Below are 25,466 nucleotides of genomic sequence, written 5' to 3'. Positions count from 1 at the left end.
TGGTTCAATTGAGGTAGAAGCCGAACATGTCGCTGCTGCGCGGTCCGCCGGGCGCGTTGCTCGCACCCATGGGCCGGGCATCGAGCGGCGTGGCCAGGGTGCGCGTGCGGACCGGTTCCACCAGGTACGGAGTGATCAGGATCACCAGTTCGGTTTCGTTGCGCTGGAAGCGCTTGGAGCGGAACAGATTGCCCAGGATCGGCATCTCGCCCAGCATCGGCACCTTCTCGATGTCCTGGGTGCTCTCGCGCTGGAACAACCCGGCAATGGCGAAGGTCTGGCCACTGCCGACCTCGACACGGGTATCGGCGCGCCGCACCCGGAACGACGGCACCTGGTAGCCGCCGACCGCCACGGTACTGGAGCCCATCAGGCTGCTGACTTCAGGGCGCACTTGCAGAGCGATGCGGCCGTTGGGCAGCAGGGTCGGGTTGAACAGCAGCGACACACCGTAAGGTTTGTATTCGATCCCGACGGTGTCGCGGTTGACCGGCACCGGCACTGCGACCTCACCTCCGGCCAGGAAGCTGGCGGTCTGACCGGTCATGGCGGTGATGTTGGGTTCGGCGAGGATTTCCAGGATGCCGTTGCTCTGCAACGCTTCGAGCATCGCATCGATGTTGACGTTGCCCGAGGCCAGTCCGGCGCTGATCACGTTGGAGGCGCCGGAAGCCGCGTCGGATGCCAGGGCACCGCCCGTCAACAGGCCAAAGGAAAAGGTGCCGTTATTGAACAGGGCATTCCAGTTCACACCGTAGCGCAGCAACTCCGAGCGCGAGACTTCAGCGAAGCGCACCCGCAGGTTGACCTGGGCCGAACCCGAGTAGGAGGCGGTGTTGAGGGCCGAGCCGAAACCCTGGCCTTCGGTATTGAGCAGGCTGTTGAGGTCGGTTGCTTCGCCAACGCTGTTGACCACGCCCCTGGCCACCATGCGATTACCAGCACCGGTCACCTGGACATGGCTTGCGGGGTGCAGCTCTTTAAACGGGCGGGTCACTGCCTGGGCGCCGCTATTGACCGCCAGGTTCAGGCTGGCCAGTTCCTCCCCCTCAGCGCTGAGGGCAATCAGGCTGGTTTGTCCGGGCCTCTTGCCAAACACGTAGATCACACCCGGCGAAACCACCTGAAGGTCCGCAATGCCAGGCTCTGCGACCAGTACCGACTCGACCGGGTCCTGGAAGTGCAGGATGCGACCTTCGCCTTGGGCCAGGTCCAGGGTCGCCCTGCTGCCCGAAGCAATGGTCTGCGCACTGACCAGTTGCGGCAGCAGCAAGGCTGACACGGCAGCGATCCAGAAACCGAAATACACAAGCACGCGCAACAGCGCAAAACACATCATCACGCAGTCGCCATTGAAGTAAGGGAAGCATCGCCGGTTGCCCGGCGGTCGGTAATTTCGGTCAGACTGATGGAGCCGATGGCCTGCAGGTTGTACTCACCGGCCAGTTCGCGGAACGACAGCACCGCCAACTCCAGCTCGCCACGCACCACCAGCCGACGCAAGCTGCGACGCAACTCGGGATGTACCAGCAGAACGGTGCGATCGTCCTCGGCCAGGTGCCCGCAAACGGCACGCAACTGAGTCAGCAATGAACGGCTGGCATGCTCGTTGAGCAACTCGCGCGGATTGTCGGCACGGCGTAGATACGCACGCAGCTGTTCTTCCACCGCGGGGGTCAGCACGAAAGCGGTGATCACACGGTTACGGTCGGCGTACTGGTGGCTGATCTGCCGAGCCAGACTGGCGCGCAAGTGATCGGCCAGACGCGCGGCATCCTGCTCGCGGGCGCCCCACTCGACCATGGCTTCGAGCAAGGCACGCTGGTTGCGGATCGACACGCCCTCGGCGATCAACAGACGCAAGGTTTCGGCCAGGCGCTGCAAGGGCACGCTGCGCATCACTTCCTTGACCAACTCGTCATAGCTGGCTTCCATGCGCTCCAGAATCCTGCGGGTTTCCTGAATGCCCAGAAAGGTCGCGGCATTGCGGCGCAGGCTGCGCTCGAGGATGGCTCGCAGGACTTCGGCAGCACTGAGAAAACCGATACCGGCCTCCTCCAGCAGCGCCTGGTGGGTGCGCTCGATCCATTGCGCCGGGCGACTGTGCAGCGGCGACGGCGCCTCCAGCGCATGGATCTCCAGCAACTGGACGTGCACCAGATCGTCCTTGAGCATCAGGCAACCGAGCGGTATCTCGCCCTCGCTGATCGGCACGCCCTCGAGTTCGACCGTGTAGCCGTTGGCGGGAAGGCTGTGGTCGATGTAGATGTCCGGCACCGGCACCTCAATCCCCAAGTCACCGCGAAGTTCATGGCACAAAGCCTCGATGCGCTGGCGCAACGGCAGTTCAGGCGCCGCCTGGGCCAGTTCCAGGCCGATGCTCAGCAGCACGCGGCTGTCCAGTGGCTTAGCCAGGGTTTCGCCCGGCTCGAACGGTTGGTCTTCGGGCACCGCGACCTCGCTGACGCCTTCGACCACCTCGGTCTCGGGGGCTTTGTCGCGGCGATAGATCATGAACGCGGCAACGCCCAGCAACGCCGACAGCCCGATAAATACAATGGCCGGGAAGCCCGGCAACAGCGCCACGCCCAGCAGGATCAAAGCAGTCAAGCCCAGGGCCTGGGCGCTATAACCCAGTTGATGAAGGATCTCGCTGCCCAGGTTGCCTTCGGTAGTACCACTGTTGACCCGAGTCACCACCATACCGGCCGCGACCGAGATCAGCAGGGCCGGGATCTGGGCGATCAGGCCGTCGCCGACGGTCAGCAGCGAATAGGTGTGCGCCGCATCGGCAAACGACATATTCCGCTCGACCATACCAATCATCATGCCGCCCAGCAGGTTGACCGCCAGAATCACCAGGCTGGCAATGGCATCGCCCTTGACGAACTTCATGGCACCATCCATCGCGCCGAACATCTGGCTTTCACGCTCCAGACGCGAGCGGCGACGGCGAGCTTCATGTTGATCGATATCGCCGTTGCGCAAGTCGTTGTCGATACTCATCTGCTTGCCCGGCATGGCATCCAGGGTGAAGCGCGCCGCGACCTCGGCCACCCGCTCGGCACCTTTGGTGATCACCACGAACTGGGCCACGGTGATGATCAGGAACACCACCAGACCGACCACGACCTGGCCGGCGATGACAAAATCACCGAACGCCTTGACGATGTGCCCGGCGTTGCCATCGAGCAGAATCAGGCGTGTGGTGGTGATCGACAGGGACAAACGAAACAGAGTACTTAGCAGGATCAGGGGCGGCAGCGCCGAGAACTCCACCGAGTGCTTGATGTAGAAAGCGACGATGAGGATCAGGATGCTCAGCGAGATGTTCAGGCCAATAAGCGTATCCACCAGCCAGGTGGGTAGCGGGATAATCATCATCACGATGGCCATCAGCATGAAGATAACGACGATCACGTCGCTACGCTGGGCGGCCATGCGAGCCAATGCGTTGAGGCGGTCGAGAAACATTATTGCGCGGCTCTGCGGGCAGTCAGATAACGTTTGAAGCACTGACGCGCCTCGTCCTTGCGCCCGCCACTCCATAGCGCGCGACTGCGCAACAGCCACAGGCCAGAGGACTCGCCCTCCAGCTCGACCAGACGGTCCAGCGCCGACAGGGCTCGCTCGGCCTGGCCGCTGTCGGTAAAAGCCATGACCAGATTGCGCAGCAGCGTAGCGTCACCGGGTGCCATCTGGACGGCGATCAATAGCAGCACCAAGGCGCGCTGCGACTGACCACTACGGCGATACAGCTCGCCCATGCCCTTGAGCAGATCGACGCAGTCCTGTTCCTGGCGATTCATGACTCGACCACCTGGGCACGTTGTTCTTCGAGCAAACACCGCAAGGCGATTTCTTCGCTGATCAGCTCATGGGCCAACGCCTTGATTTCGGGCTCGGCATCCAGGGTGGGAATCACGTTGTCCAAGACGTACTCAAGAATTTCCATCGAACGGCGACTGCCGAACAACTCAGCTGTCATGCCTTCGACGATGCCCGATTGTTCGATGTCGGCACGCAGCGAACGACGTGCCGACACCGCACGCTTACCCAACACCGCTTCGAAGCGTCCACCCTGGCGCGCCTTGGCCGGCTGGATGCTTTCTACCGCCGGGGTTCTCTCGGCGGTTGTTGGTAAGGGAGCCCCCGGATCGATTCTCATAAGGTGAGCGTGAACCGCTCTTCACCTCGGGCGAGAATCACTTCATCGTTCTCAATGCGTTCGAGCAGCCAGTTATCGTTCAGCACAGCCCCCGGAAACAGGCGCTCGCCGTTGTCGTTGATCACGTATGGGTTATCACCGAACCACACAGCCTGAAAGCGCACGCGGGGCTTGGCGATTTCGTTGCGTGCCACCACACCGGAAAGCAACATCACCTGTTGGCCAAACCGGCCATCGAAGGCTTGCTGCACGCCAAGCCACTGGCCCTTCTGGGTCGGGCCATAGGACCCATGGGCGCTGAGCTGACCGTCGACTTCGCTGACTTTGATTTGGTGCAGACCTAACGTGGCAAGCTGCTGTTCGAGCCAGACCCTGGCCTGCACGACGGTGTTTTTCGGTGCATCGTGCGCAGCCAGCGCGGCGGCCTTGTCGACGGTGCTCAACGCCAGCGGCGAAACCGGCTCGCCCCGAAAGGCAAAGGCGCCCACGCACAGGAACATCAGCAATAAGGCGATGATCCAGCGCGACTTGCGCTGCCAGGAGGGTGTTATCGCCACAGCCGCTATCGGCTCCAGGCATACGGCGCCACGACTGAGGGTCAGGCGGGCTTCGCCGAGGCGGATATCCACGGGCAAGTGCGCACGATGCCCTTTGCCCGCGGGAATGAGGATCTCCCGGGCATGGCTGGCGCACACGAACACATCGCCGCCGATCGCTTCAATGGCCACCTGGCCATCGGTGAAACGCAGCGCCATGTGACGCTCGACAATACCGGCATCGCTGAGTAACAGATCAGCATTTGCGGCACTGCCCAGAATGTAGACGGGCTGGTCCAAGGGCAGGCATACCCCCTGGTGCAGACCGTGGGTGATACCAAGCACTGGCAGAGCCTTGCCCGTGGCAGCTGCGGCTGGAGCCGCGAAGAAAGTCAAGGCTGTCATGGCTGTATTACCGGAGTGAGGCGTGCGGACAGATACCTATGAGGCCTGACGAACAGGTATGCAGGCAGCCGAGGGCTGCCTGCATGACGGCATCAGTTCTGAGGCCGTTGTTTGGTAGCGTCGAGCTCAGCTTTCTTGGCGGTGGACAGCTCGGTGATCTTGGCCGACTTTTCGATCGCCATGTTGAAGGTGGCTTCCATTTTTGCGATAGCCGCGTCAGCGTTGCCGGAACTTACTGGGGTAGTCTCGCTCATGTTGGTTCTCCTGATCGGTGAGAAGTAGGTGTGCCGTCAAGTGGCAAACTAATGTTGCCAACAAAGACTAAGGGCTGAACATTACAGTTCAACGCCCAACAACTGTTTTAATCCAAAAGCCGAACATTATTCCGATTGAACCGGATGCTCTTGCAGCTCAAACCAAAGTGCCGGACAGACTTGCCCGCCCCAAGCAAAAGCCCAACGGAATGATCAAATAAACATAAATATCCGTGGAACTTTCTCCGAATAAAAGTCCCCTCACCACCAACTAATGATTGATGGCCAGTTGCGATCAACTCTACGTAAGTTATTTGACGTCCGATGCCACCGAAAAAAGAGCGCAACTGAGGAGTTACACTCAATTAACGGGGCCATCTGCGCGCGTCAACCCGCCTCAGCGATCGACACACTCAGACTCATGAACCAACGGTGCTCTCTTCCCCCGGCCACTCCTCGTCAGGGATATCCCAGATATCGCCTTGCGGCACACCGTCGATTTCATACTGAGTCAGGTAATCGCTCAGGGCATCCGCGAATTTACCCACCCGTTTCTCTTGCTTGACTTCCTCGATCAGGCCCGGAACCAGCAATGCCAGCGCAGCCACACCCGCCGCCGCGAAGCCTAGGCCACCCGCCACCATCGCGATCCGCGAGGCGGCAATCGCCGAAACGCTCAGCGCGCTGGCGCCCACTTCAGCCACCGAAGCCAGGCCCGCCATGATACCCAGCGAACCGGCCGTGATATTCATGCCACCGGCTACCGTATCGCCTTTCCTGAGCGCCTTGACGCCATCGAAAATGCCATAGGCGCCGGCAGTGATAGCCGCAATGCCACCGACCCCCTTGGCCGCGTTTTCCATGCCCTTGAGGTTGGCGGTCACGCTTTTGAGCGGATCGTCCAACTTTTTGCCCAGGTCGCCGAGCCGATCACCTGTCAGCTTGCCTTTCACATCCTTGAGATAATCCTGATAGTTTTTCAGACCCCCTTCAGCCAGGAGCGTGGCGGCCTGCACCGAACCGGTGGCGATATCGACAATCTGCCGCTCGGTCAGCTTGCCGGCGTTGTTGGCGCCTTTGGCGATGGTAACGCCGGCCATGAACAGCCCGCTCACACCATGCATGACGCCTTTGCTCTGAGCGTCCTTGAGCGACGAGTCCTTGCTGAATACACCTAGCGAATCCAGGGTCTTGGTGCCCTGGCGAAGCAGGTCCCAGTCCCCCCGGAAGTTAGCCAGGATCTGGTCTGGCGTGGCGACGGTGCCGTCGGCATTGACGAGCATCTGCGGGTTTTCCTCGCTGATCTGCTCGATGATTTTCTTGACCTTCTCCTCATCCAGCTCACTACCGCCATTGACGCCGAAGGCCGCCTTTATATCGTCGAAGGACGCATCCTTGAAGGCATTGTCCTTGGCGATCCTGGTGAAGTTATCGTTGAGCTGTGTGTCCAGCTTGCCGGTGAACTCGGGGTCCAGCGCCGAGTTGTACAGCGCGACTTCAAGGCTGAAAGCACTCATGGCTTCGTCAGGGGTATGCTCCTTGAGCAGTTCATTCAGGCGATCGCCTGAAGCCAGTGACTTCTCGTAATAGCTTTCCAGCTCGGCATTGGCCTTGGAGCCTTTGACGGCGGCCTGGATCTCACCGGCATTATTGATACCCAGCGCGCCCTGAAGGGTCTGCGCCGTACCAAAGAACTCGGCAAGAATTTCCGTGTGAGTGAACTTGCCATCCTTGGACTTGGCCTCCCACTGCGTGTCGAGTGACTTGCCGGACTTGACTTCGTCGTCGTAGGTTTTTTGCAGGGACTCCTTGAGCCCCTTGTTATCTTCCACCAGCTTGGTCAATTCATTGGAGCCATGCTCGCTCATGTATTGACTGACCGCAGGGTCACTTTGCAAGATCCCAATGTGTTTGTTGACATCATCAAGCAGCTTCTGGGCATCGGGATGACTGCGCACCTTGTTGGCGATCGTGACCTGCGACTTGTCATCCCTCCACATCCCGGCGGCGCTGCCCTGGATAATCAGTTGCTGGGCGGCCTTGAGATCCTGTAGAACCGCAGCTTTTTCCTCTGCCGAATATTTGTCCGGGTTATCGAACACGTCCTTGTTCAAACCTGCGGTATCAACCCTGGCCAAGGCATTGTTGCCGGCAATCCCCGAGAGCAATGTGATAACGGACGTTGCATCCTTGGGTACGTTGGCACTTTTGAGCCAGCCCTGAATATCGCCCCTGCTCAGTTCGCCATCAGGATTCTTGTCCAATGGGTTCTTGGCATTGTCGATGACCTTGAAAGCACCTGGCTGAGACCAGAAATCCAGTGCCTGACGGGTTTCCTCGCTCAGTTGTGAGTTCTGGTTGGTGTACTCCTTGATGTCGTCGGCAGTCAGGTACTTGCCCGCACCGGTCTTGCCCTTGATTGCCTCGAAGTTCTCATCAAGGATCGCTGCGTACTTGGCGACCTGCTGCGACGCCGGATCGGCATCCTTGTTGGTCTTGAGGTAATCCTTGTAGCTGGCGATGTCCTCGGTTTTCTTGAGTTCTGGCAGGGTTGAAAAACCTTCCTTGCCGAAGTCCTGCAGGCGGCCGGCCTCGGTGCCGTGCCTGGCTTCGCCGCTCTTGGTGAAACCGTCCACGCTGCTATTGAACACATCACCACCGGACTGGGCATTGCCCTTGTCATCGAACATGGTGATGCGGTCCATGACCTGCGCAGCCCGGTAGGCGGCATCGGCATCGCTCTCGTAATCGCCGACCTGGTCCTTGAGCATGTCCTTGACGCCACTCTGGTTGCCCAGGTTCTTGAGCAGCGGATTGTCTTCGATGATGTCTTGCGCCGAACGTTTATCCTCTTCCGGGCGCACCCACACGATGCCGACCTTTTCGGCCAGCTCGCGGGCTTCCTTGTTGTCGCCAGCCGCCGACGAATCCTTGAGCTCACCCTTGAGGGCGGAGAAACCCTTCTTGCCGAAGTCCTGCAGGCGACCGGCTTCAGTGCCATTCTTCGCTTCACCGCTTTTGGTGAAACCATCGACGCGGTCGTTGTCGACGTCTTTGCCGGCAATCTTGCCACCCTCGCTATTGAGGGTCTCGATGTGTTCCAGCACCTGGGTCGCGCGATAGGCGGCGTCCGGGTCATTTTCGAAATCGCCGACCTGCTCCTTGAGCATGTCCTTGACGCTGCTCTGGTTGCCCAGGTTTTTGAGCAAGGCATTGTCATTGATGATGTCCTGCGCGGAACGATCATCCCCGTCAGGGCGCTCCCACTTGATACCCAGGGCTTCGGCTTGTTCACGAGCCTGGGGATCATCGCCGGGCTTGGACAGATCCTTGAGCTCGCCCTTAAGGTGCGAGAAACCTTGTCGGCCGAAGTCTTGCAGGCGCCCCGCCTCGGTTCCGTGCCTGGCATCACCGCCCCTCGTGAAGCCGTCGACCCGACCGTTGTCGATGTCCTTGCTGGCGATCCGTTCGCCGCCTTCATTATATTTTTCGACGTGCTCAAGCACCTGCTTGGCGCGATAAGCCGCATCCGGGTCAGTCTCGAAATCGCCGACACGGTCCTTGAGGTTTTCCTTCACATCGCTCTGGTTGCCCAGGTTCTTGAGCACCGGCGTGTCGTCAATGATGTCTTGAGCCGAGCGGTTGTCGCCTTTTGGCCGCTCCCATTCAATGCCCGCCTCCTTGGCCTGCTTGATCGCCTGATCCCAGGCCTCGGCAAGCCTGGGGTCTTGCGGCTTGGATGTTATGCCTACAAAACTGACATCTTGAACGGACATTGATGACTCCTTTTCTTAGGGCATGAATGAGTGCAGCGGCGGTGCGAGCCCGTACGGGACGCAACACTCGCGACAGATCAGCCAGCGTGAATACGCATAAATGTGCCATTAGCAGGGTATTGACTGGATGATGGAATCTGCATGCGCCAACATCATGAAAGGTGAGTATCGCCGCGGAGTGTTACAACAAAACGTAGGCGCCAGTCACCGCAATGCCCGTCAATCAGGGCCGGATGGGCATTCGAAAGGTCAGGCGGATGTACGGAAGGGCCCAGCCTGGCAGGAGCCAGGCTGACGGATAGAAGGAATCAGTTCTGAGGGCGCTGTTTGGAAGAATCCAGCTCGGTTTTGGCAACGGTGGTCAACTCAGTAATTTGAGCTGACTTGGCAATGGCGGAGTCGAACACATCGCTCATATTGGCGAGCGCTTCGGTGGCAGTGCCCTTGAGGCCGCCGTCTGCTGCCCATTCGAAGTTCCACGCGCCGCTGTAGTTGTCGGCACCGGCCACATCGTGAGTTTCGATGGCGGTGAAGACGTCTGAATGGCGCGTCATGTACTCTGCGGCTGCCGACACTTCGGCAGGTACCTCTTTGGACGAAGCGTTGGCCAGCGACGAGAGTTCATTACCGCTGATCGCGCCCTTGCCTTTTTCTTTCATGTAATCGGCCAGAATCCGACTGGATTTGGCGATGTCCAATTTAGCATCGAATGCAGAGGCGGAATTGTTCTGCGATGAAGGCGTTGCGCCGCTTGAAGGCGTGACGGTAGTCATGGAAAGGCTCCTTGGCAGTGATTCAGGTATTCAATAGTTGCTTAATGCCATGACATTCATATTAACGGCTTGGAACACCATGCGACTTCAAGTCATCAGCCACCCAGGTCTTACGCAGCCGCTGACCAACCTCAGCCGCTCGACCCCTGATGAGAGCCGGTTCGGTGTTCATCACTTAATCTGCGGAACATCGAGGGGAATATCGAGGGTGAAGGTCGCGCCCTGTCCGGCCCCATCGCTGTGCACGGTCAAGCTGCCACCCATTTCCTGCGCGGCCAGCGCGCAACTGTGCAGGCCGAAACCGTGGCCGTCTTTGCGCGTAGTGAAGCCATGGGAAAAGAGCCGCGCCAGGTGCTCTGGTGCAATCCCATTGCCGTTGTCGGCCACCGTGATACGCAATACGGGCCCTTGCGCGAGAGAGGCGCCGAACGTGATGCATGGGCTGCGATCAATCACGCCGTCCAACGCCTGCCTGGCATTGCTGATCAGGTTCACCAGAATCAGCAGTACCCGGTGCCGATCCAGCGACAGCAGGGGCAAGTCGGCGATTTCCTTGACCACCATCACCTCCTGGCGCGCCAGTGATCCGGCACTCATGCGCAAGGCATCATCGATTAACTCAGGGACCGGCACTGTCTCGATGATACTGACGGCAACGGCATAGGACTGCTGGGCGGCAACAATGGTTTTGATGTGGTCAATGCCCTTGGTGAGTTGCCCGAGTTCTTCGATGATGCTCTGTTGCTCTGCGGTCACCACTTTCGCCAACTTGAGCAGGTAGTCGGGCAGCATTTTTCCTTTATGGTCTCTGGTGAGAAAATCGCTCAGGTCATGCACGTGCTCGTTCATCAGTTGAGCCACCTTGCCCAGCCCCTGGGCTTTGGAGGTGCGCATCTGGCTGGTGACCAGTTCTGCCGATACATTCACGCTGTTGAGGACGTTGCCGACGTTGTGCAGCACAGTAGTGGCGATTTCGGCCATGCCCGCCTGACGGGACTTTGCATGCAGTTCGGTTTGCACTTGGCTCATACGCAGCGCCGCGCGTACGCGAGCCTTGAGCTCCAGCGGCGAGAAGGGTTTGGCGATATAGTCATCGGCGCCGCTCTCCAGCCCGGAGACGCAGGCTTCGCTACCGCCGCGCGCGGTCACCAGAATCACGGGTAAATGGGCAAAACCGGCGCTGGCTTTGATTCTGGCTGTCAGGCCAAAGCCATCGAGCTTCGGCATCATTACATCCGAAACGACAACGTCGATGGGTCGACGCTGCAGGAGTGCCCAAGCCTGCTCGCCATCAACGGCGGTGGCGACGATGTAATCGTTTTGCAAAAGTTCGCTGAGGTAGCTGAGCATTTCCGGGCTGTCGTCGACCACTAGCACTCTGGATCGCAAGGCGTGTTCCGGGTGCAGCTCGTCGTCTGCGCCTTGCGTCGAAGCGTGGTCGTTGCGACTGCCTTGGCGGCCGTCATCGAAACGCAGGTGGCGCTGCTCAATAGTGCTTGTTGCGCTGGGTGACGATCGCTCGTACATGGTGCTGGCTTCGGTCGGCACGCTGTTTGGCTCAGTCCCCAGCGGAAGTCGAACAAAAAAGCACGAACCCTTTCCGGGCTCGCTGTTGACGCCGACTTCGCCCCCCATCAGTTCGGCCAGATCCTTGACCAGGGCCAGACCGATGCCTGTACCGCTGTAGTGGCGCGTGGCGGAGTTGTCGATCTGGGAAAAACGCTGGAACAGCAACGGCAGTTTGTCAGGCGCAATGCCGATCCCCGAGTCTTGCACCGCGAGTTCAAATCGCTCGCCATCAATGGGCGTCACTGCCAGGTGCACGGTGCCACCAGCAGGCGTGAACTTGATGGCATTGCTCACCAGGTTGAGAAGAATCTTCTCGAAGTGCTGGGGGTCCAGGAACACCGTACCGAGCGCAGGATCGATGCTGCTGGTTAAGGTGCAGCCTTTGCCCTCGGCCACCATGGCGGCATCCTCGGCCAGCACACCCACCATCTTGTTCAAGTCAATTGGCGCCGGACACAGCTCAAACTTGCCCGCTTCGGCCTTGGAGAAATCGAGAATGTCATTCACCCGGTTCATCAAGCGCAGCGCGTTGCGTTGGGCGCGGTCGACTTGCACACGCCAGTCCGCCGGCGCAGTGGTCGCCGCCGAGAGCTGCTCCAAGGGGGCGAGAATGAGGGTCAGGGGGGTACGCAGTTCGTGGCTGACTGTGGCAACAAAATCGCTTTTTGCCTGGTTGGCCGTCTCGGCCTGGTTGCGCGCCTGAATGAGTTCGATGGCCTGCGCCTCCAGCACCTCGGTCTGTTGGTGCAGCGTGTCGGTCCGTTCGGCGACCATTCTCTCCAAAGAGGCCTGGACTTGCTGTCGTTCGGCTTCGGCCTCAGCTTCCAGCACCCGGATGCGCAGGGCATTCTCTTGGAACACCCGTACGGCGCGGGTCATGATTCCAATCTCGTCGCCGCGTTCGGCGCTGGCGATCTCGGCATTCAGGTCGCCAGCCGCAAGCCGGCGCATGACCGAGGCCAGGGCCACGATGGGCTGGGCGATAAATCGCGACGTGCTCCAGGCGATGGCGCCGGCTAGCAGGATGGCGACGGTACCCGCAACTATCGTCGCAAGCATGCCGCGATCATTGTGGACCAAGGCGTCGGAGCGCGCCTCTCCAGCGAAGCGCGCAACCAACAGGCCAGCGCTGCGTGCCTCGTCGCGAACCTGGTCGCGTGCGTCGCTCAACGCGTTACTCGCCTGATGAAACCTGGCGAATGCCGCCCGGTAGCCGGCAATCTGATCGCTGACAGTCAGGGGCGTAGCCTTGGTCTGCAGCCCCACGGACGAAGGGAGAACGCGAGAGAGACGGGAGAGCTCGTCCAGGATGTAGCCAACAGAGCTGGCGACCTCGGCCGACGGAGACAGGCGAAACGACAACGTCTGTGCCTCCAGGGTGGCGACACGCTCGGCGAAACGCTTGGACAACGCGGCTGCATTGTGCAGCAAACCGGTGGCTGCCTGAATGTCGCTTGCGTCATGAGCAACGTGCCCATCCACCTCACTCAATATTGCCTCGAGGCGCTCGACCACTTCCTCGACGACGGCGAGCTGCCGTAAAGCCTCGCCTCCCCGCAACCTGGGCGCCTCGCCAAGGTGCTCTACCGTCACGCAGGTAGCAACGACCGCCGTCGCCAACTGGTCCAGGCTCTCTCTCTCCTGCGGCGCCCCCATCACCTCGCGCAATTGCTCGACCACGGGCGGGAGTGCCGCACAGGCGTTGCGCGCCGCGGTGGCGGCCGCCCTATCACCGCTCACCAGTATCTTGGCCACATGGGCGGTGATGATCCGTTCGCCGTTGCGCAGGATATCCAGGATGCGATGGGCGCTTTCAATATTGCTTACCCGCGCCTCGTGCTCAGCGGTGCGGGAGTCAAGCCCCTTCAGCCCATCGGCGATGCCCTGTTCGACGAGGATCGTCGCTTCTCGCATCCGGCCGTAGTGGGCTGTCATGTTCTCCGTTTCGCCATCCATGGTCAGGGTCGCCGCTCGCAAGGCAACGATCGCCGCGGCGAGCCTGTCCAGACCGCCCTTGAGCGATTGTGCCTCTGCCACCGCAATGGCGCTGAGGCCGGCGATAGCCGTCGCCACCATGTCTTCGGCTTGGGACAGGCTTTTCCTGGTCGCGGGTGGCGATGAAGTTTTCCACCCGCTCGGAGGCCCCGTTAACCGAGGCCAGAATTTCCGCGGAATGGCTGGCGGAATCCACCGCACGAACCATGCCTCGCAGGCCGTAGAGGTTCACTAGCGATACCGCCAGCATCAAGAACACCAGTGCGGCGACCGCCAGCCCAATCCTGACGGCAATGGGCCTGTCCGTGGTGGGTCTGAATGTCAACACGGCGCCGCGCCTCCTCGCTCCCCGCCCGCCACTACTGCTTCGTCACCTCCGGCAAAGGCGCCGGAGGCGCCGTATGGTTGATGGCCGCGTCGATCATCGCCGCAACGGAAGCCTGGGTGTAGAAAGGATTGGCGGCGCCGCCCACCGGCATCGTGGCGAGCCAGGCGTCCAGGTCTTTCGCATCGATGCGTACCAGCGGCACCTCGACAAACTTCGGCACCTGCTTGCCCGCCAGAATCTGCTGGGCCACCCAGAACCCCACCTGTGAGACGCTTGGGGAGGCCGAGACCGAGACGGTCTCGTAGCCATTGGCATCGCGCTCCTGTTTCCACAGGGCAAGTTCGTCCTGACGGTTCCCCATCACGATGATCGGCAACGGGCGCCCCGCCGCCTTGAACGCCATGGCCGCGCCGTAGCCGTCGCCTCCCTGAGTCGCGACGGCATCAATGCTGGGCAGCGACGGCAGCGCCAGCGCCACCTCCTTGCGTGCGACGGACGCTGTCCAGTTCCCGTACACGGTCTTGGCGAACCTCAGGCCCGGATAGTCGCTGGCGGCCTTGCGAATGCCGTCGCTGATGTTTTTATCGGTGGCATCGCCGGCAATGCCGCGGATCTCCAGCAGCGTTCCGTTCCCCTTGAGGCGCTCGGCGATATAATCCATTTCCACGCGGCCCATGGCGGACCAGTCGTAGTCCACGGTATAGACGCAGCGTTCGGTGACCAGGCTGGCCATGACGACCACCACGATGCCGGCGTTGCAAGCATCGCGGATCACGCCGTTGAGGGCCGTGTCGGACGCGGCAAGAATGACGATGGCGTTCACGCCCTTGACGATCATGTCCTGGATATGGGCCGCTTGTTCCGCCACCGAGTTATTGGCGCTGACCACCGGAGCCTCGCGGATCAAGCCATCCTTTTGCGCTTGGGCCGCAACCTCCTGCCAGTTGCGCACCATCACTTTGCGAAAATCGCTGCCCGCGTAGGAGTTGCTGAAGGCAATGCTATAGCTTGAGGCAGGGCCGCTGGCGATGCCGCCGTCGGCAGCTTGGGCTGGATTGGCGGCAACCATCGCCAGCCCGGTCACGCAGCCGGCGAGGCGCCATAGGATTTTGTGGATCGGTTTAGCGTTCATACTGTTCTCCACTTCCTTGGGATTTACCAAAAGTAATCCACCTGCACTTGCCGACAGCCTGGATCGACTGCTCGACCTGGCTGGAGAAGTCGGCCTTCAGATTGGAGATCGTCGATCCTGAGAATGCTTGGGCAGTTGCCCGAGTTATTGGCAATACCCTGTTGCGCTGCCGTCACCACTCCCGCCAGCTTGAGCTCGCAGTCAGGCAGCCTGTAGCGACCAGACCGAGACTCTCGCGCAAATGCTCACGAACTGACGAGGTGTTGCCCATTGATCAAGCTGCGCCCATGGACCCCGGTTACCAGATTGCTCATTCGGTCATTCCAAACATAGAACCGGGCATGACGAACCAGAGACATACAGACTCCTTTCCTTGGCGGCTGACAATTGAAATCAATACATTGCCTGCAGTGGCAATGAGCATAGTCTCAAGGTGCCCGCTTCGCTCGCGGCCATGAAGGATTTCAGCAGGACCCTGCTTGTCGCGATGGGCGGGAGTCGACCAACAGAGCAGATGCTAAACATCCTCCTTAGCCTCAAGCATACGGTAGTGGTCAATCTTGACTTGCAGTGCAGCAACGGCCTTTTGCATGGCAGCAACTTCGGCCTCTACATCCTGTAAATGGCTCTCCAGCATCTGGCGGCGCTCGGCAATCGTTGAATCCCCGGCGCTGCGCAGCTTGGCGAATGTTTGCATTTTGCCGATGGTCATGTGAGTGGTGCGTAAACGCAGCAGAAATTCCAGCCACGCCATATCAGTCGGCGCATAAAGCCGTTGCCCGCCGGCCGCACGGGCGACCGGAGCCAACAGGCCGATGCGTTCGTAGTAGCGCAGGGTATAGGCCGTAAGGCCAGTGCGCTTGGCGACCTGGTCAATCGTCTGGTAGGCGTTCATAAGCACAATCCTTGGCCATCGGTGTTCGGTCATGCACTAATCCCGTTCACTCGGGAGGTGCAGCAACAACTTTAATGCCTCGTTTGGCAAACACTTCCCGCGCTGCGCTGATGCCATTCAACGCGCTTGGAAAACCAGCATACACCGCCATCTGGATGATGATTTCAACGATTTCCTCAGGTTTGCAACCGACATTCAGCGCGCCCTCTATATGCACTTTGAGTTGAGGTTGCGCGTTTCCCAATGCGGTGAGGGCCGCGATGGTTGCCAGCTCGCGTGTGCACAGAGCGACACCTGGCCTGGAAAACACATCACCATAGGCGAAATCGACTATCCATTCACCCAGTTCGGGAGAGATATCGCTAAGCGATTTGACCACGTTGTTGCCGGCGGTCCCGGTGATTCTTTCCAGGGTCTGGACCCCTTTCACTCGTCGACTATCGGCTTCAGTTGCCGACACCGGAATTGCGAATGCTGAAAGCACGAGCCCGGTTGCAACGCTCAGTTTTTTTAATGTCATGACCTATCTCCTTGTTTAAGCCGCGCAACGGACCTGGCCGTTTTGGCGGTGCAACAAGGAGGCTATTGGTTAGAGCGCGCTCTAAGTCAAGCGCATGCATGCTGAGCATTCGCGAATGGCTGCGATGGGGCACCAACCGTCACTTATCGGTCAGTCACAGCCCCCTCACATCATCGTCACACCATCGCAGTTGCGACCGTTCTGGAACGCCAGGCAAAAGCCAACACCATCAGCAGCCCCAGACCCGCCATTGCCGCTCCAGCCAGGGAAATCGCCGGATAACCCAGCCCGGCATTGATCACCGCTCCGCCCAGCGCCGCACCAATCGCGTTGCCTAAGTTGAAGGCTCCGATGTTCACCGCCGAGGCCAGGTTGGGTGCGTCCTTGGCAGCTTCCATGACGCGCATCTGTAACGGCGGCACCAGGGCGAAGCTGGCGATACCCCATATCAGAATGGCAACGGCGGCCGGCAGCGGCCAACGCATCAGCACGGTGAATGCCAACAAGACGAGAATCAGCACGCTCAGCGAAACGATCAGGGTGCGATCTATCGAGCGGTCGGCGGCCTTGCCGCCCCACATGTTGCCCAGCGTCAATCCCACACCGAACAGCACCAGCATGGCGGTGATGTAGGCAGTGGATGCATGGGTCTCGCTGCTGAGGATCGGCGCAATGTAGGTGAAGACGGTAAACATTGCACCCGAGCCGACGACGGTCAGAGCCAATGCCCCCAGCACCCGTCCACGGCCCAGTGCCCGAATTTCGGCCAGTACACCGACGCTTGGTGGCGCCTGCAGGTTCGGTAGCGCGAACCACAATGCGGTCATGGCCACCACGCCGAGGCCGGTAATACCCCAGAATGCGGTGCGCCAGCCGAACAGTTCGCCAAACCAGGCGGCCAGCGGCACGCCGCCGATGGTGGCCAGGGTCAGGCCCATGAACATGGCCGCAACCGCCCCGGCGCGTTTCTCCGGGGCGACTACGCTAGCGGCGACAATGGAGCCAACGCCAAAGAACGCGCCATGGTTCAGTGAGGTCACCACCCTGGCGACCATGAGGCTGTAGTAATCGGTCGCCAGGGCTGACATCAGATTACCCAGGGTAAAAATCGCCATGAGTCCGATCAGCAAATAGCGCCGGGGAATCCTGCCGGTGGTCAGGGTCATCAGCGGCGCGCCGAGCAGTACGCCCAGGGCGTAAGCACTGACCAACAAACCTGCGGCGGGAATGGAAACGCCGAGATCCGCAGCGATGCCCGGCAACATGCCCATGGGGGCGAACTCGGTAACGCCGATGCCAAAAGCACCAATGGCGAGTGCGACAAGCGGTGGATTGATACGCATGGAAGGCTCCTTATCTATGCCGCCAATGCTACGATCCAACTTTTTCAGGCGGTAGATAGCATTTCTGGCAATCACCTTTGCGTAGGGAGCACAAATGGACTTCAACGGCAGGTCAGGTGAAATGAGCGTGTTCGCCACCGTGGCGCAGGAAGGCAGCCTGTCAGCCGCCGCGCGTGCCTTGGGGCTGACACCCTCGGCGGTCAGTCGGATCATCGCGCGTACCGAACAACGTCTTGGCACCCGCCTGCTGTTGTGCACCACCCGAGCGATCACCTTCACCGCCGAGGGCGAGGCTTACCTGCGCGGCGCCCGGCGTATCCTGGCCGACATGGCCGAGGTCGAAGAAGCCATCGCCGACCAAGGTGTGCCCAAGGGTCGTTTGCGGGTCAGTGCCGCCCTCGGCCATGGGCGGCAGACCATCGTTCCCTTGGTGGCAGCATTCAGCGCCCGCTACCCGAACATCGTCGTCGACCTCACCCTCGGCGACGAAGTGGTCGACATTCTCGGCGGCCAGGCCGACGTGGCGATACGCTTTGGCCATCTGCCCGACAGCCCGCTGACCGCACGCAGGATCGGTGACACCGGCCAGGTCGTGGTGGCATCGCCCGAGTATCTGCAGCGCCACGGCGTCCCCCAGGAACCGGAAGACCTGCTACGGCACAACTGCCTGCGCTTCAACTTCCGACGTGCCGAACCCAACTGGCCGTTCATCCGCGACGGAAGGGAGTTTTCCCTGAAGGTCAGCGGCAACATCGAATGCAGCAGTGGCGAAGCGCTGGCACAACTCGCGCGAGTAGGTGCCGGCATTGCACGTATCGGCGAATTCACCGTAGCCGAGGACCTGCGGCGCGGCGATCTGGTACCGCTGCTGGAAGCCTGGAACCCCGGCGACCAGGAACCGATTCATGCGGTGTTCGTAGGTGGCTCGGCAATGCCGGCGCGGGTGCGGTTGTTCGTGGACTTCTTGCTGGAACATCACCGGATGTAAACGGGTAACGTCACCTGCCCTTGCCAGCGCTTCTTCAAAGCGCTTGTGAGCCTGCATTTCACAGCCATCGATGTCCGTTTTAAAGCTGATGGTTTGTGCCGGCAACGGCATCCCCGACTTTTCGAAGCGAGTTTCCTCGTAACGCTGCTGTACATAATCGATGTTGGCAGGCTGCTGTCGATTCACGACTCGCCGTCAACAAGTCTCACTCTGTGGCAGTCAGACGGTCCAAGTTTTTGACCGCTTGATGAGCGAACATCAATCAGCATCAGAGGCTGGCCGGACTCGTTGTCCATCAGCACAGAACGCGTCTCCTGCGGCTTGAACAGGAAACGTTCGCCCCACTGCCGCATACTGACCACAACCGGAAAGATCTCCCGTCCTTTTTCCGTAAGGACGTACTCCTTGTAGGCGCTGCCATCTGACGCCGGTCGAACGTCGAAAACCCCGACCTCAACCAAGGTCTTCAGTCGCGATGCCAGAATGTTTTTGGCCACGCCCAAGCTCTTTTGAAATTCGCTGAATCGGCGAATGTCGTCAAAAGCGTCGCGAATGATCATGAGCGACCAACGATCCCCAATCGCCTCCAGTGTTCTTGCTACCGGACATTCGCTGCTGTGTGGTGAGGCGTCTTCGACCATCTTTTTGACCTTGCTGAATGTGGAGTTGCCGAGACTGTCCACCAGCCCGGCACAATGTAGTTGCAATTTAAAACCTGTTACAGCAACAATTGAATCTAGTGCTTAATTGAAACCAGCTTAACGCCATGGAGGCGTACATGACAGCAGATGCCGACTCAGCCGCCAAACGGTTCTCCGGACAGCCTTCGGGATTGCTGCATTCGGATACCGGAGAAAACAGCAGGACTGACCGGATTCCAGGGCTTTCCCCGTCGCTCACGTTATTGTTTTCCGTCACCTGCGCGCTGGCAGTAGCCAACGTTTATTTCGCACAACCGTTACTCGATTCAATGGCTCAGAGCCTGGGTGTGGCCTCATCAATGATCGGAGTTGTCGTGACTGCTACTCAGGTTGGTTACGCGCTGGGGTTGCTGTTCATCGTCCCACTGGGCGATTTGGTAAACCGTAAGCGGCTGATTCTGACTCAGGTACTGCTGTCTGCGATCGCACTCACGGCGGTCGGCGCAGCACAGCAATGGCTGGCCCTGTTGGGCGCCATGATCGTGATGGGCTTACTGGCAGTGGTTGTTCAAGTACTCGTGGCATATACCGCCGTGTTGGCAACGCCATCACAACGCGGGCATGCAGTGGGGACGGTAACAAGTGGAATTGTCCTGGGCATTCTTCTGGCGCGGTTTACCTCTGGCCTGATTGCGGACATCGCAGGCTGGCGCGCCGTTTACTTCGTGTCCTCAGGATTGATGCTGACCATCGCGGCGGTGCTGTGGAAAGTGGTTCCTGTCACGGCGACGCCAAGGCACCAAGACTCCTACCTGGCGCTTATAAGCTCACTCTTCAAACTGTTCATCACCGAACGCACTTTACGCATCAGGGGCCTTCTGGCCTTACTGATCTTTGCCGCTTTTTCCGTGCTGTGGACATCCATGGTGCTGCCGTTGAGCGCCCCGCCGCTGTCGCTTTCACACACCGCCATCGGCATGTTTGGATTGGCTGGCATCGCCGGTGCCCTTGCTGCCAGTAGAGCCGGTCGCTGGGCCGATCAAGGCCTGGGGCAACGTGTGACCGGCATTTCGCTGGGGCTCCTGACGCTGTCCTGGTTGCCCATCACGTTTGCCGAGACGTCCCTGATCGCGCTGGTCTGCGGCGTAGTCCTGCTCGACTTCGCGGTGCAAGCGGTACACGTCACCAACCAGAGCCTCATTTTTGCTGCACGACCCGACGCCCAAAGTCGCATGGTCGGCGCATACATGTGCTTCTACTCGGTCGGTAGCGCGCTGGGAGCCGCAGCCGCAACCCAGGTTTATGCGCTATGGGGCTGGATGGCGGTAAGCCTACTGGGTGCCTTGATCAGCGCTACTGCCTTGGTTCTATGGTTTCTCACGTTTCATTTTCCAACGACCAATCAAGGAAGATCAGCATGAAACCCAGGCACCTACTACTCGCAATCTCGATTACTGCCATATGGGGCGCGAATTTCTCGGTTATCAAACTGGGACTCACCACCGTTGACCCATTCATTCTTGCCGGCATTCGCTTCACGCTATGCGCGCTCCCAGCGATCTTTTTCATTCCGAAACCTGATGTGCAGTGGCGCTACATCATCGGTTACGGCCTGGTCTTCGGTATCGGACTTTGGGGCGTCGTTAACCTTGGCATCAAGTCTGGTCTTTCAGCAGGCATCGCTTCGCTGGTGCTTCAGTTCAGCGCGTTTTTCACCATCCTGCTGGGTTCATGGATATTCAAGGAAACCATTTCCCGCTTTCAGTACGCAGGCATGGGTCTCGCTCTGTGTGGTTTGTTGAGCATCGTCTCCATCGTTGATGGGACAGTAACAACGGCCGGGCTGATTCTGGTGCTGCTGGGAGCGGTCGCCTGGAGTGCGGCCAACGTGATCAACAAAAAAGCCAAGACCACGCAGGTCTTCGCTTTCCTGGTGTGGTCGAGCGCGTTTTCGCCCATTCCTCTTTTCGCGCTTGATTACGTTGTTAACGGCGCGACGGGGTACAGCACATTGCTGAATCAACTCGACTACCACGCCGTCCTGTCGATCCTGTTCCAGGTATACCCCAATACACTGTTCGGCTACTGGGTGTGGAACTCACTTCTGAAACGATATCCAGTGTCTACCGTCGCGCCATTGTCGTTGTTGGTGCCGGTATTCGGCCTGCTCGGTTCAGTCATGATTTTCAATGAGACCCTGTCACTTAACAAAATCGTTGCAGTCGTGCTCATCGTGTCGGGTCTTGGTGTCGGTTTATATGGACAGCGCGTCCTCAGTGCGTTGCTCAAGCGATCTGACCGATGCCCATCGTGATGTAACAGCACGAGCCGAAGACCGTCTGAACACTGCTGAAACCCAGGGTGGCTTTCGTCTCAAGCTTGAGCAAAGAAAGACACCATGGGTTCAGTTGATATGGATGACTGGCTAAGGGGGCGCTATCGGTCCTTCGCGACGGGCAGCAATCGGGCCAGAAGCAGCCACTCAACGCGACTCGATAATTCCCTCCTGACCGTGCATCAATCATGCTCGCCACGATCCTATCGTGGCATCGAAGTCATAAGTGTAGAACCTGCCGCCGGCAAAAATGAGCCTCGTGAAATGGAAGTCATCTCATGTTCGAACGTAACAAACTGGTTCCGGAATTAATGGTAACCAACCTGGATAGCAGCTTAGCTTTTTGGGTTTCTTGCCTAGGGTTCAAAGTAGCTTATCAACGCCCGGAAGATGGGTTTGCATACCTTGATTTAAATGGTGCTCAAATAATGCTTGAGCAGGTTGATTCAGACGCGGGTCAATGGCTGACTGCGCCGTTGACTAGGCCGTTTGGAAGGGGCATCAACCTACAGATTGATGTTGAGGTTGTCGCACCCATCATCCAAAAACTTGAGCAGGCTGGATTTCCCCTCTATCGAGAATGCAAAGACACCTGGTATCGGGCTGAAGACTTAGAAATTGGCCAGCGCGAGTTCATCGTCCAGGATGACGATGGTTACCTTGTAAGGTTGGTAGAACGGCTGGGCGAGCGACCGGCTTGCTCAAGCTAAATCTGAGTCAGTCCAACCGCCAGCTTTGGGTCGATCACAGACCTTCGTGACAGGCAGCAATCGGGCCAATTGCTGCCGGTTGCGACAGACAGCAATGGCCCAATCCAACTCGCCCGCTGCGTCGGCAGCAGTGTCGGCACATCTTTGAGATAGGCATACGGATCATGCCCATTCATGCGTGCTTAGATATCCAGGCAAATTTTGCCGAAATGCTGGTTGGTTTCCTGATACTTGAACGCTTCGACAATCTCGCTCAAAGGGAAATGACGATCAATAATCGGGCGCATGCCATTAGCATTGATGGCTCGAATCATGTCTTGCTGCTGGCTGCGGCTACCCACCAACACACCCTGCAGACGCACTTGCTTGATCAGTGCCGGTACAAAATTCATTGCGCCGCTTACGCCACTCAATATTCCGATGACGGAGATGTGACCAGCAACCCGAATTGCAATCATCGATTGCTCAAGTGTCGCAGGGCCGCCGACCTCGATGATGTGGTCAACACCACGGCCACCCGTTAGAGCGCGTGCAGTTTCGCCCCAGTTAAGGTCTTTGCGGTAATTGATCACATGATCAGCGCCTAGCGCTTTCAGACGTTCAAGTTTTTCGTCGTTTGAAGAGGTAGCGATGACGGTAGCGCCGGCCATTTTAGCAAACTGCAGGGCAAAAATTGAGACGCCACCAGTGCCTTGAACAAGCACGGTGTCGCCCGGCTTGAGTGAGTCATCGGCCATCAGGGCGCGCCATGCAGTAAGGCCAGCTGTGGTAAGCGTCGAAGCTTCAGCGTGGCTGTATCCAGTCGGCGCGAGGGTGAACGATGTCGCTTTGGCCGTCACTTGCTCACGAGCGTAGCCGTCAATGCCATCACCTGGCACGCTGACGAAGCCTTCAACCAGTGGTGCACCGCTGATCCACTCCGGGAAGAAGGTGCTGACGACCGAGTCACCCACCTTGAATTCAGTGACATCTGGGCCGACAGCAATGACTTCACCTGCACCATCGGCCATGGGGATACGTTTTTCGCTAGGGCCCCACATACCGCTGACCACCGCGAAGTCGTGGTAGTTGAGCGAGTTGGCATGAAGGCGTACGGTGATTTCGCCACGCGCTGCGGCTCGGACTTCGCTGCTGCCAACGACAACCTTTTCATAGCCGCCACCGGGTTGGACGAAGATTGCTTTGCTGCTCATAGGGGTTTCCTTGTGTTTTCTAATTACGCGAAATAACGAAATTAATCGTCCACTTTTGGCCGACTGCTGCCCTTCGCGAAGGGCAGCTTAGGGTCGAAAGTTCCCGGTCACAAACGTCTGTTTCCGACAACAACTATTTGCTTTAAGGCCACAAGCCTCCCAAGGCGCCGGCAGCACCCATGCCGACGGTATTGTTGGAATCATCATGCTCGTCAGTCCTGAAAGCTGCCCCCTCAATATGGTAGACCTTTGGTTCTTCCGAAAAATATTCCTCTAAACCTGCCATGAACACCTGATGGTCTTCACTCGCTTCGAAGCCCGTGTGGTCCTCGAGCGAGCGCCAGCGCACGATGAGGTTGAGTACCTGAGGCGTTTCGATGCCTTGCGCGAGCATGTGGCCGCCGTAACCCGTTGCGCGTTTGAGCAACGGTTCGACGTCGGCAAATGCACGTTTGAAACTTTCAATGCGTTCTTTGTGAACGGGGAGCAGAGCGATTTCATAGATCATGGCGTCCTCCAAAAATGACTTAAACGGTTAAGTACTGTTACGAGAGGAGCGATGGCTCGACTGCAATCGCAATTTTCCCTTGAAGGCCGTTGTTGGGGCTCTCCAACCGGGCATGGGCGAGCGCAAGGTCGGCCAGCGAATAAACGGCACCCACGTGTGGCCGCAGTTGGCCGCGTTCTACCAATGCGCTCAGCTCATCCAGTTTGCCGCGGTTTTGTCGGGTAAAAACGAAGTGATAACTGGCGTTCTTGCCCCAGGCCTGAACCAGGTTTTGCGGCTGGGCAATGTCCACAATCGAGACTAGGCGGCCGAGTTGAGCGAGCACGTCGGGGCTACGCGTCAGTGTGTTGCCGCCGATGGTGTCGAACACCACATCCACGCCGTGACCACCGGTTTCCCGAAGGATGGCGTCGACGTAATCCTCCTTTTCGTAGTCGATGAGCACATCGGCACCCATGCTGCGTGCGAACTCAAAGTTTGCTTCGCGCACGGTCGTGAACACCCGCGCTCCAATGGCTTTTGCCACCTGGATCGCGACATGCCCTACGCCTCCCGCGCCGCCGTGTATCAGAATGCTTTCCCCCACTCTGAGCGCCGCTCGCACGGTCAGTGCTTCCCACACCGTCCCGCCCACCAGGGTCAAACTGGCTGCCTCAAGGTGGCTCAGTGATTGCGGCTTATGCCCGATGATGCCTTCGGCCGCAACGTGGTACTCGGCATAACTGCCTGGGCCGTCAAATATTTGCGGGGTGTACCAGACTTCATCTCCTGGAACGAAGCTCGTCACACCCGGCCCGACTTCTTCGACAACGCCCGATACGTCGTGCCCGGTAATGGCCGGCAGTGGCACGTATTCGACGTAATCGCCACGTCGAACCTGATAATCCAACGGGTTGATAGAGGTTGCGTGTACCCGGACCAGGACCTGTCCCGTACCTGGTACGGGCTTGGGCACGTCGCGCAGTTCGAACGATTCAGGGCCGCCAAATGACTTCAGTATCATCGCTTTCATGGTAAATCCTCGCATCTATAAAATGGAATATCGAGATATCTAGATATGTTACGGTAAAAAAATTACAGATCTTTCCCTATGATCTCGGCAAGCGCGTTGATGGCTGCTTCATTGCGCTTGTAGTAGGTCCACTGACCGATGCGCCTGACTTCGACCAGGCCCACTCGCTGCAACGTGGCAAGATAACCGGACACCGTTGACTGCGACAGTCCGATACCCTCTTGAATACTGCTGACGCAGACGCCGACCGTGAGAACGTCCCCTTCATCCTGCGGAGGGAAGTTCTTTACGGGGTCCTTCAAACCTTTCAGGATTTGAAGGCGCGTAGGGTTTGAGAGGGCTTTGAATATTTCGATCAGTTCCATGCGCCTAGAATATCGAGATT

Annotated in this window: 21 protein-coding genes and 4 pseudogenes; 4 read left to right on the top strand and 21 right to left on the bottom strand. The window is 58.9% G+C overall.

Annotated features, from left to right (window positions below; translation table 11 throughout):
- Positions 1 to 4 precede the first annotated feature (4 nt).
- The 15 genes and pseudogenes from PSH57_RS11595 to PSH57_RS11535 all read right to left on the bottom strand — a co-directional run bounded on the left by PSH57_RS11595 (position 5) and on the right by PSH57_RS11535 (position 17,694).
- Entirely contained in the window at positions 5 to 1,339 is a 1,335-nt protein-coding gene (locus tag PSH57_RS11595) for a type II and III secretion system protein family protein (protein WP_305389607.1), read from the bottom strand.
- On the bottom strand, positions 1,339 to 3,477 hold the full coding sequence (gene sctV, locus PSH57_RS11590; RefSeq protein ID WP_422766095.1) for a type III secretion system export apparatus subunit SctV: 2,139 nt from the start codon (positions 3,475 to 3,477) through the stop codon (positions 1,339 to 1,341). The genes PSH57_RS11595 and sctV overlap by 1 nt, the downstream gene beginning before the upstream one ends.
- A complete protein-coding gene (sctY, locus tag PSH57_RS11585) occupies positions 3,474 to 3,809 on the bottom strand; it encodes a type III secretion apparatus assembly chaperone SctY (protein ID WP_305389605.1) in 336 nt (111 codons plus the stop codon). The genes sctV and sctY overlap by 4 nt, the downstream gene beginning before the upstream one ends.
- Positions 3,806 to 4,168, bottom strand: coding sequence for a hypothetical protein (locus PSH57_RS11580; protein WP_305389604.1), 363 nt, complete (start codon positions 4,166 to 4,168; stop codon positions 3,806 to 3,808). Before PSH57_RS11580 ends, sctY begins: the two co-directional genes overlap by 4 nt.
- Positions 4,165 to 5,109 (bottom strand): SctD/MshK family protein, encoded by a 945-nt coding sequence (locus PSH57_RS11575; RefSeq protein WP_305389602.1) that lies wholly within the window; start codon positions 5,107 to 5,109, stop codon positions 4,165 to 4,167. The genes PSH57_RS11580 and PSH57_RS11575 overlap by 4 nt, the downstream gene beginning before the upstream one ends.
- 92 nt (positions 5,110 to 5,201) lie before the next feature.
- Positions 5,202 to 5,363, bottom strand: a complete 162-nt coding sequence (locus PSH57_RS11570; RefSeq protein WP_214912019.1) for a hypothetical protein — start codon at positions 5,361 to 5,363, stop codon at positions 5,202 to 5,204.
- A 419-nt stretch (positions 5,364 to 5,782) separates the two neighbouring features.
- Positions 5,783 to 9,139 (bottom strand): type III effector HrpK domain-containing protein, encoded by a 3,357-nt coding sequence (locus PSH57_RS11565; protein WP_305389601.1) that lies wholly within the window; start codon positions 9,137 to 9,139, stop codon positions 5,783 to 5,785.
- A gap of 308 nt (positions 9,140 to 9,447) precedes the next feature.
- Positions 9,448 to 9,912: a hypothetical protein gene (locus PSH57_RS11560; protein ID WP_305389600.1), complete on the bottom strand. Its 465-nt coding sequence runs from the start codon at positions 9,910 to 9,912 to the stop codon at positions 9,448 to 9,450.
- A gap of 171 nt (positions 9,913 to 10,083) precedes the next feature.
- Positions 10,084 to 10,374 (bottom strand): annotated as a pseudogene (locus PSH57_RS29290) (ATP-binding protein); the annotation flags it as partial.
- Between the two features lie 567 nt (positions 10,375 to 10,941).
- Positions 10,942 to 11,229 (bottom strand): annotated as a pseudogene (locus tag PSH57_RS29285) (response regulator transcription factor); the annotation flags it as partial.
- 306 nt (positions 11,230 to 11,535) lie between these two features.
- Positions 11,536 to 12,432, bottom strand: a pseudogene (locus tag PSH57_RS29280) (sensor histidine kinase); the annotation flags it as partial.
- Between the two features lie 1,403 nt (positions 12,433 to 13,835).
- Positions 13,836 to 14,936: an ABC transporter substrate-binding protein gene (locus tag PSH57_RS11550; RefSeq protein ID WP_305389598.1), complete on the bottom strand. Its 1,101-nt coding sequence runs from the start codon at positions 14,934 to 14,936 to the stop codon at positions 13,836 to 13,838.
- A gap of 517 nt (positions 14,937 to 15,453) precedes the next feature.
- Complete coding sequence (locus PSH57_RS11545) at positions 15,454 to 15,831, bottom strand: MerR family transcriptional regulator (protein WP_305389597.1); 378 nt, start codon at positions 15,829 to 15,831, stop codon at positions 15,454 to 15,456.
- A 46-nt stretch (positions 15,832 to 15,877) separates the two neighbouring features.
- On the bottom strand, positions 15,878 to 16,351 hold the full coding sequence (locus PSH57_RS11540; protein WP_305389596.1) for a carboxymuconolactone decarboxylase family protein: 474 nt from the start codon (positions 16,349 to 16,351) through the stop codon (positions 15,878 to 15,880).
- A 176-nt stretch (positions 16,352 to 16,527) separates the two neighbouring features.
- Complete coding sequence (locus tag PSH57_RS11535; RefSeq protein ID WP_305389595.1) at positions 16,528 to 17,694, bottom strand: MFS transporter; 1,167 nt, start codon at positions 17,692 to 17,694, stop codon at positions 16,528 to 16,530.
- 94 nt (positions 17,695 to 17,788) lie between these two features.
- On the opposite strand from PSH57_RS11535, the gene PSH57_RS11530 reads away from it, so the two are divergent.
- Positions 17,789 to 18,682 (top strand): LysR family transcriptional regulator, encoded by an 894-nt coding sequence (locus PSH57_RS11530; protein WP_305389594.1) that lies wholly within the window; start codon positions 17,789 to 17,791, stop codon positions 18,680 to 18,682.
- Between the two features lie 182 nt (positions 18,683 to 18,864).
- On the opposite strand, the gene PSH57_RS11525 is transcribed toward PSH57_RS11530, so the two are convergent.
- Entirely contained in the window at positions 18,865 to 19,323 is a 459-nt protein-coding gene (locus tag PSH57_RS11525; RefSeq protein ID WP_305389593.1) for a winged helix-turn-helix transcriptional regulator, read from the bottom strand.
- A gap of 137 nt (positions 19,324 to 19,460) precedes the next feature.
- Here PSH57_RS11525 and PSH57_RS11520 point away from each other — a divergent pair, with 137 nt between their 5' ends.
- From PSH57_RS11520 to PSH57_RS11510, 3 genes are all read left to right on the top strand, one after another.
- A complete protein-coding gene (locus tag PSH57_RS11520; protein ID WP_305389592.1) occupies positions 19,461 to 20,744 on the top strand; it encodes an MFS transporter in 1,284 nt (427 codons plus the stop codon).
- The gene (locus PSH57_RS11515; protein ID WP_305389591.1) at positions 20,741 to 21,637 is read left to right on the top strand and encodes an EamA family transporter; all 897 of its coding nucleotides are present in this window, start codon (positions 20,741 to 20,743) and stop codon (positions 21,635 to 21,637) included. Before PSH57_RS11520 ends, PSH57_RS11515 begins: the two co-directional genes overlap by 4 nt.
- Before the next feature lie 299 nt (positions 21,638 to 21,936).
- Entirely contained in the window at positions 21,937 to 22,368 is a 432-nt protein-coding gene (locus tag PSH57_RS11510) for a bleomycin resistance protein (protein ID WP_305389590.1), read from the top strand.
- Here PSH57_RS11510 and PSH57_RS29275 read toward each other — a convergent pair.
- The 5 genes and pseudogenes from PSH57_RS29275 to PSH57_RS11490 all read right to left on the bottom strand — a co-directional run.
- Positions 22,365 to 22,550, bottom strand: a pseudogene (locus PSH57_RS29275) (transposase domain-containing protein); the annotation flags it as partial. The gene PSH57_RS11510 and the pseudogene PSH57_RS29275 overlap by 4 nt on opposite strands.
- Entirely contained in the window at positions 22,551 to 23,561 is a 1,011-nt protein-coding gene (locus PSH57_RS11505; RefSeq protein WP_305389588.1) for a zinc-dependent alcohol dehydrogenase family protein, read from the bottom strand.
- A gap of 142 nt (positions 23,562 to 23,703) precedes the next feature.
- Positions 23,704 to 24,069, bottom strand: coding sequence for an antibiotic biosynthesis monooxygenase family protein (locus PSH57_RS11500; protein WP_305389587.1), 366 nt, complete (start codon positions 24,067 to 24,069; stop codon positions 23,704 to 23,706).
- A 37-nt stretch (positions 24,070 to 24,106) separates the two neighbouring features.
- A complete protein-coding gene (locus tag PSH57_RS11495; RefSeq protein WP_305416592.1) occupies positions 24,107 to 25,081 on the bottom strand; it encodes a zinc-dependent alcohol dehydrogenase family protein in 975 nt (324 codons plus the stop codon).
- A gap of 62 nt (positions 25,082 to 25,143) precedes the next feature.
- Positions 25,144 to 25,446, bottom strand: coding sequence for an ArsR/SmtB family transcription factor (locus PSH57_RS11490; RefSeq protein ID WP_305416590.1), 303 nt, complete (start codon positions 25,444 to 25,446; stop codon positions 25,144 to 25,146).
- Positions 25,447 to 25,466: the final 20 nt, after the last annotated feature.

The sequence above is a fragment of the Pseudomonas hefeiensis genome (genome assembly GCF_030687835.1).
In the GTDB taxonomy this organism is placed as follows: Bacteria; Pseudomonadota; Gammaproteobacteria; order Pseudomonadales; family Pseudomonadaceae; genus Aquipseudomonas; species Aquipseudomonas hefeiensis.
This window is presented reverse-complemented; position numbering and strand designations above follow the sequence as displayed.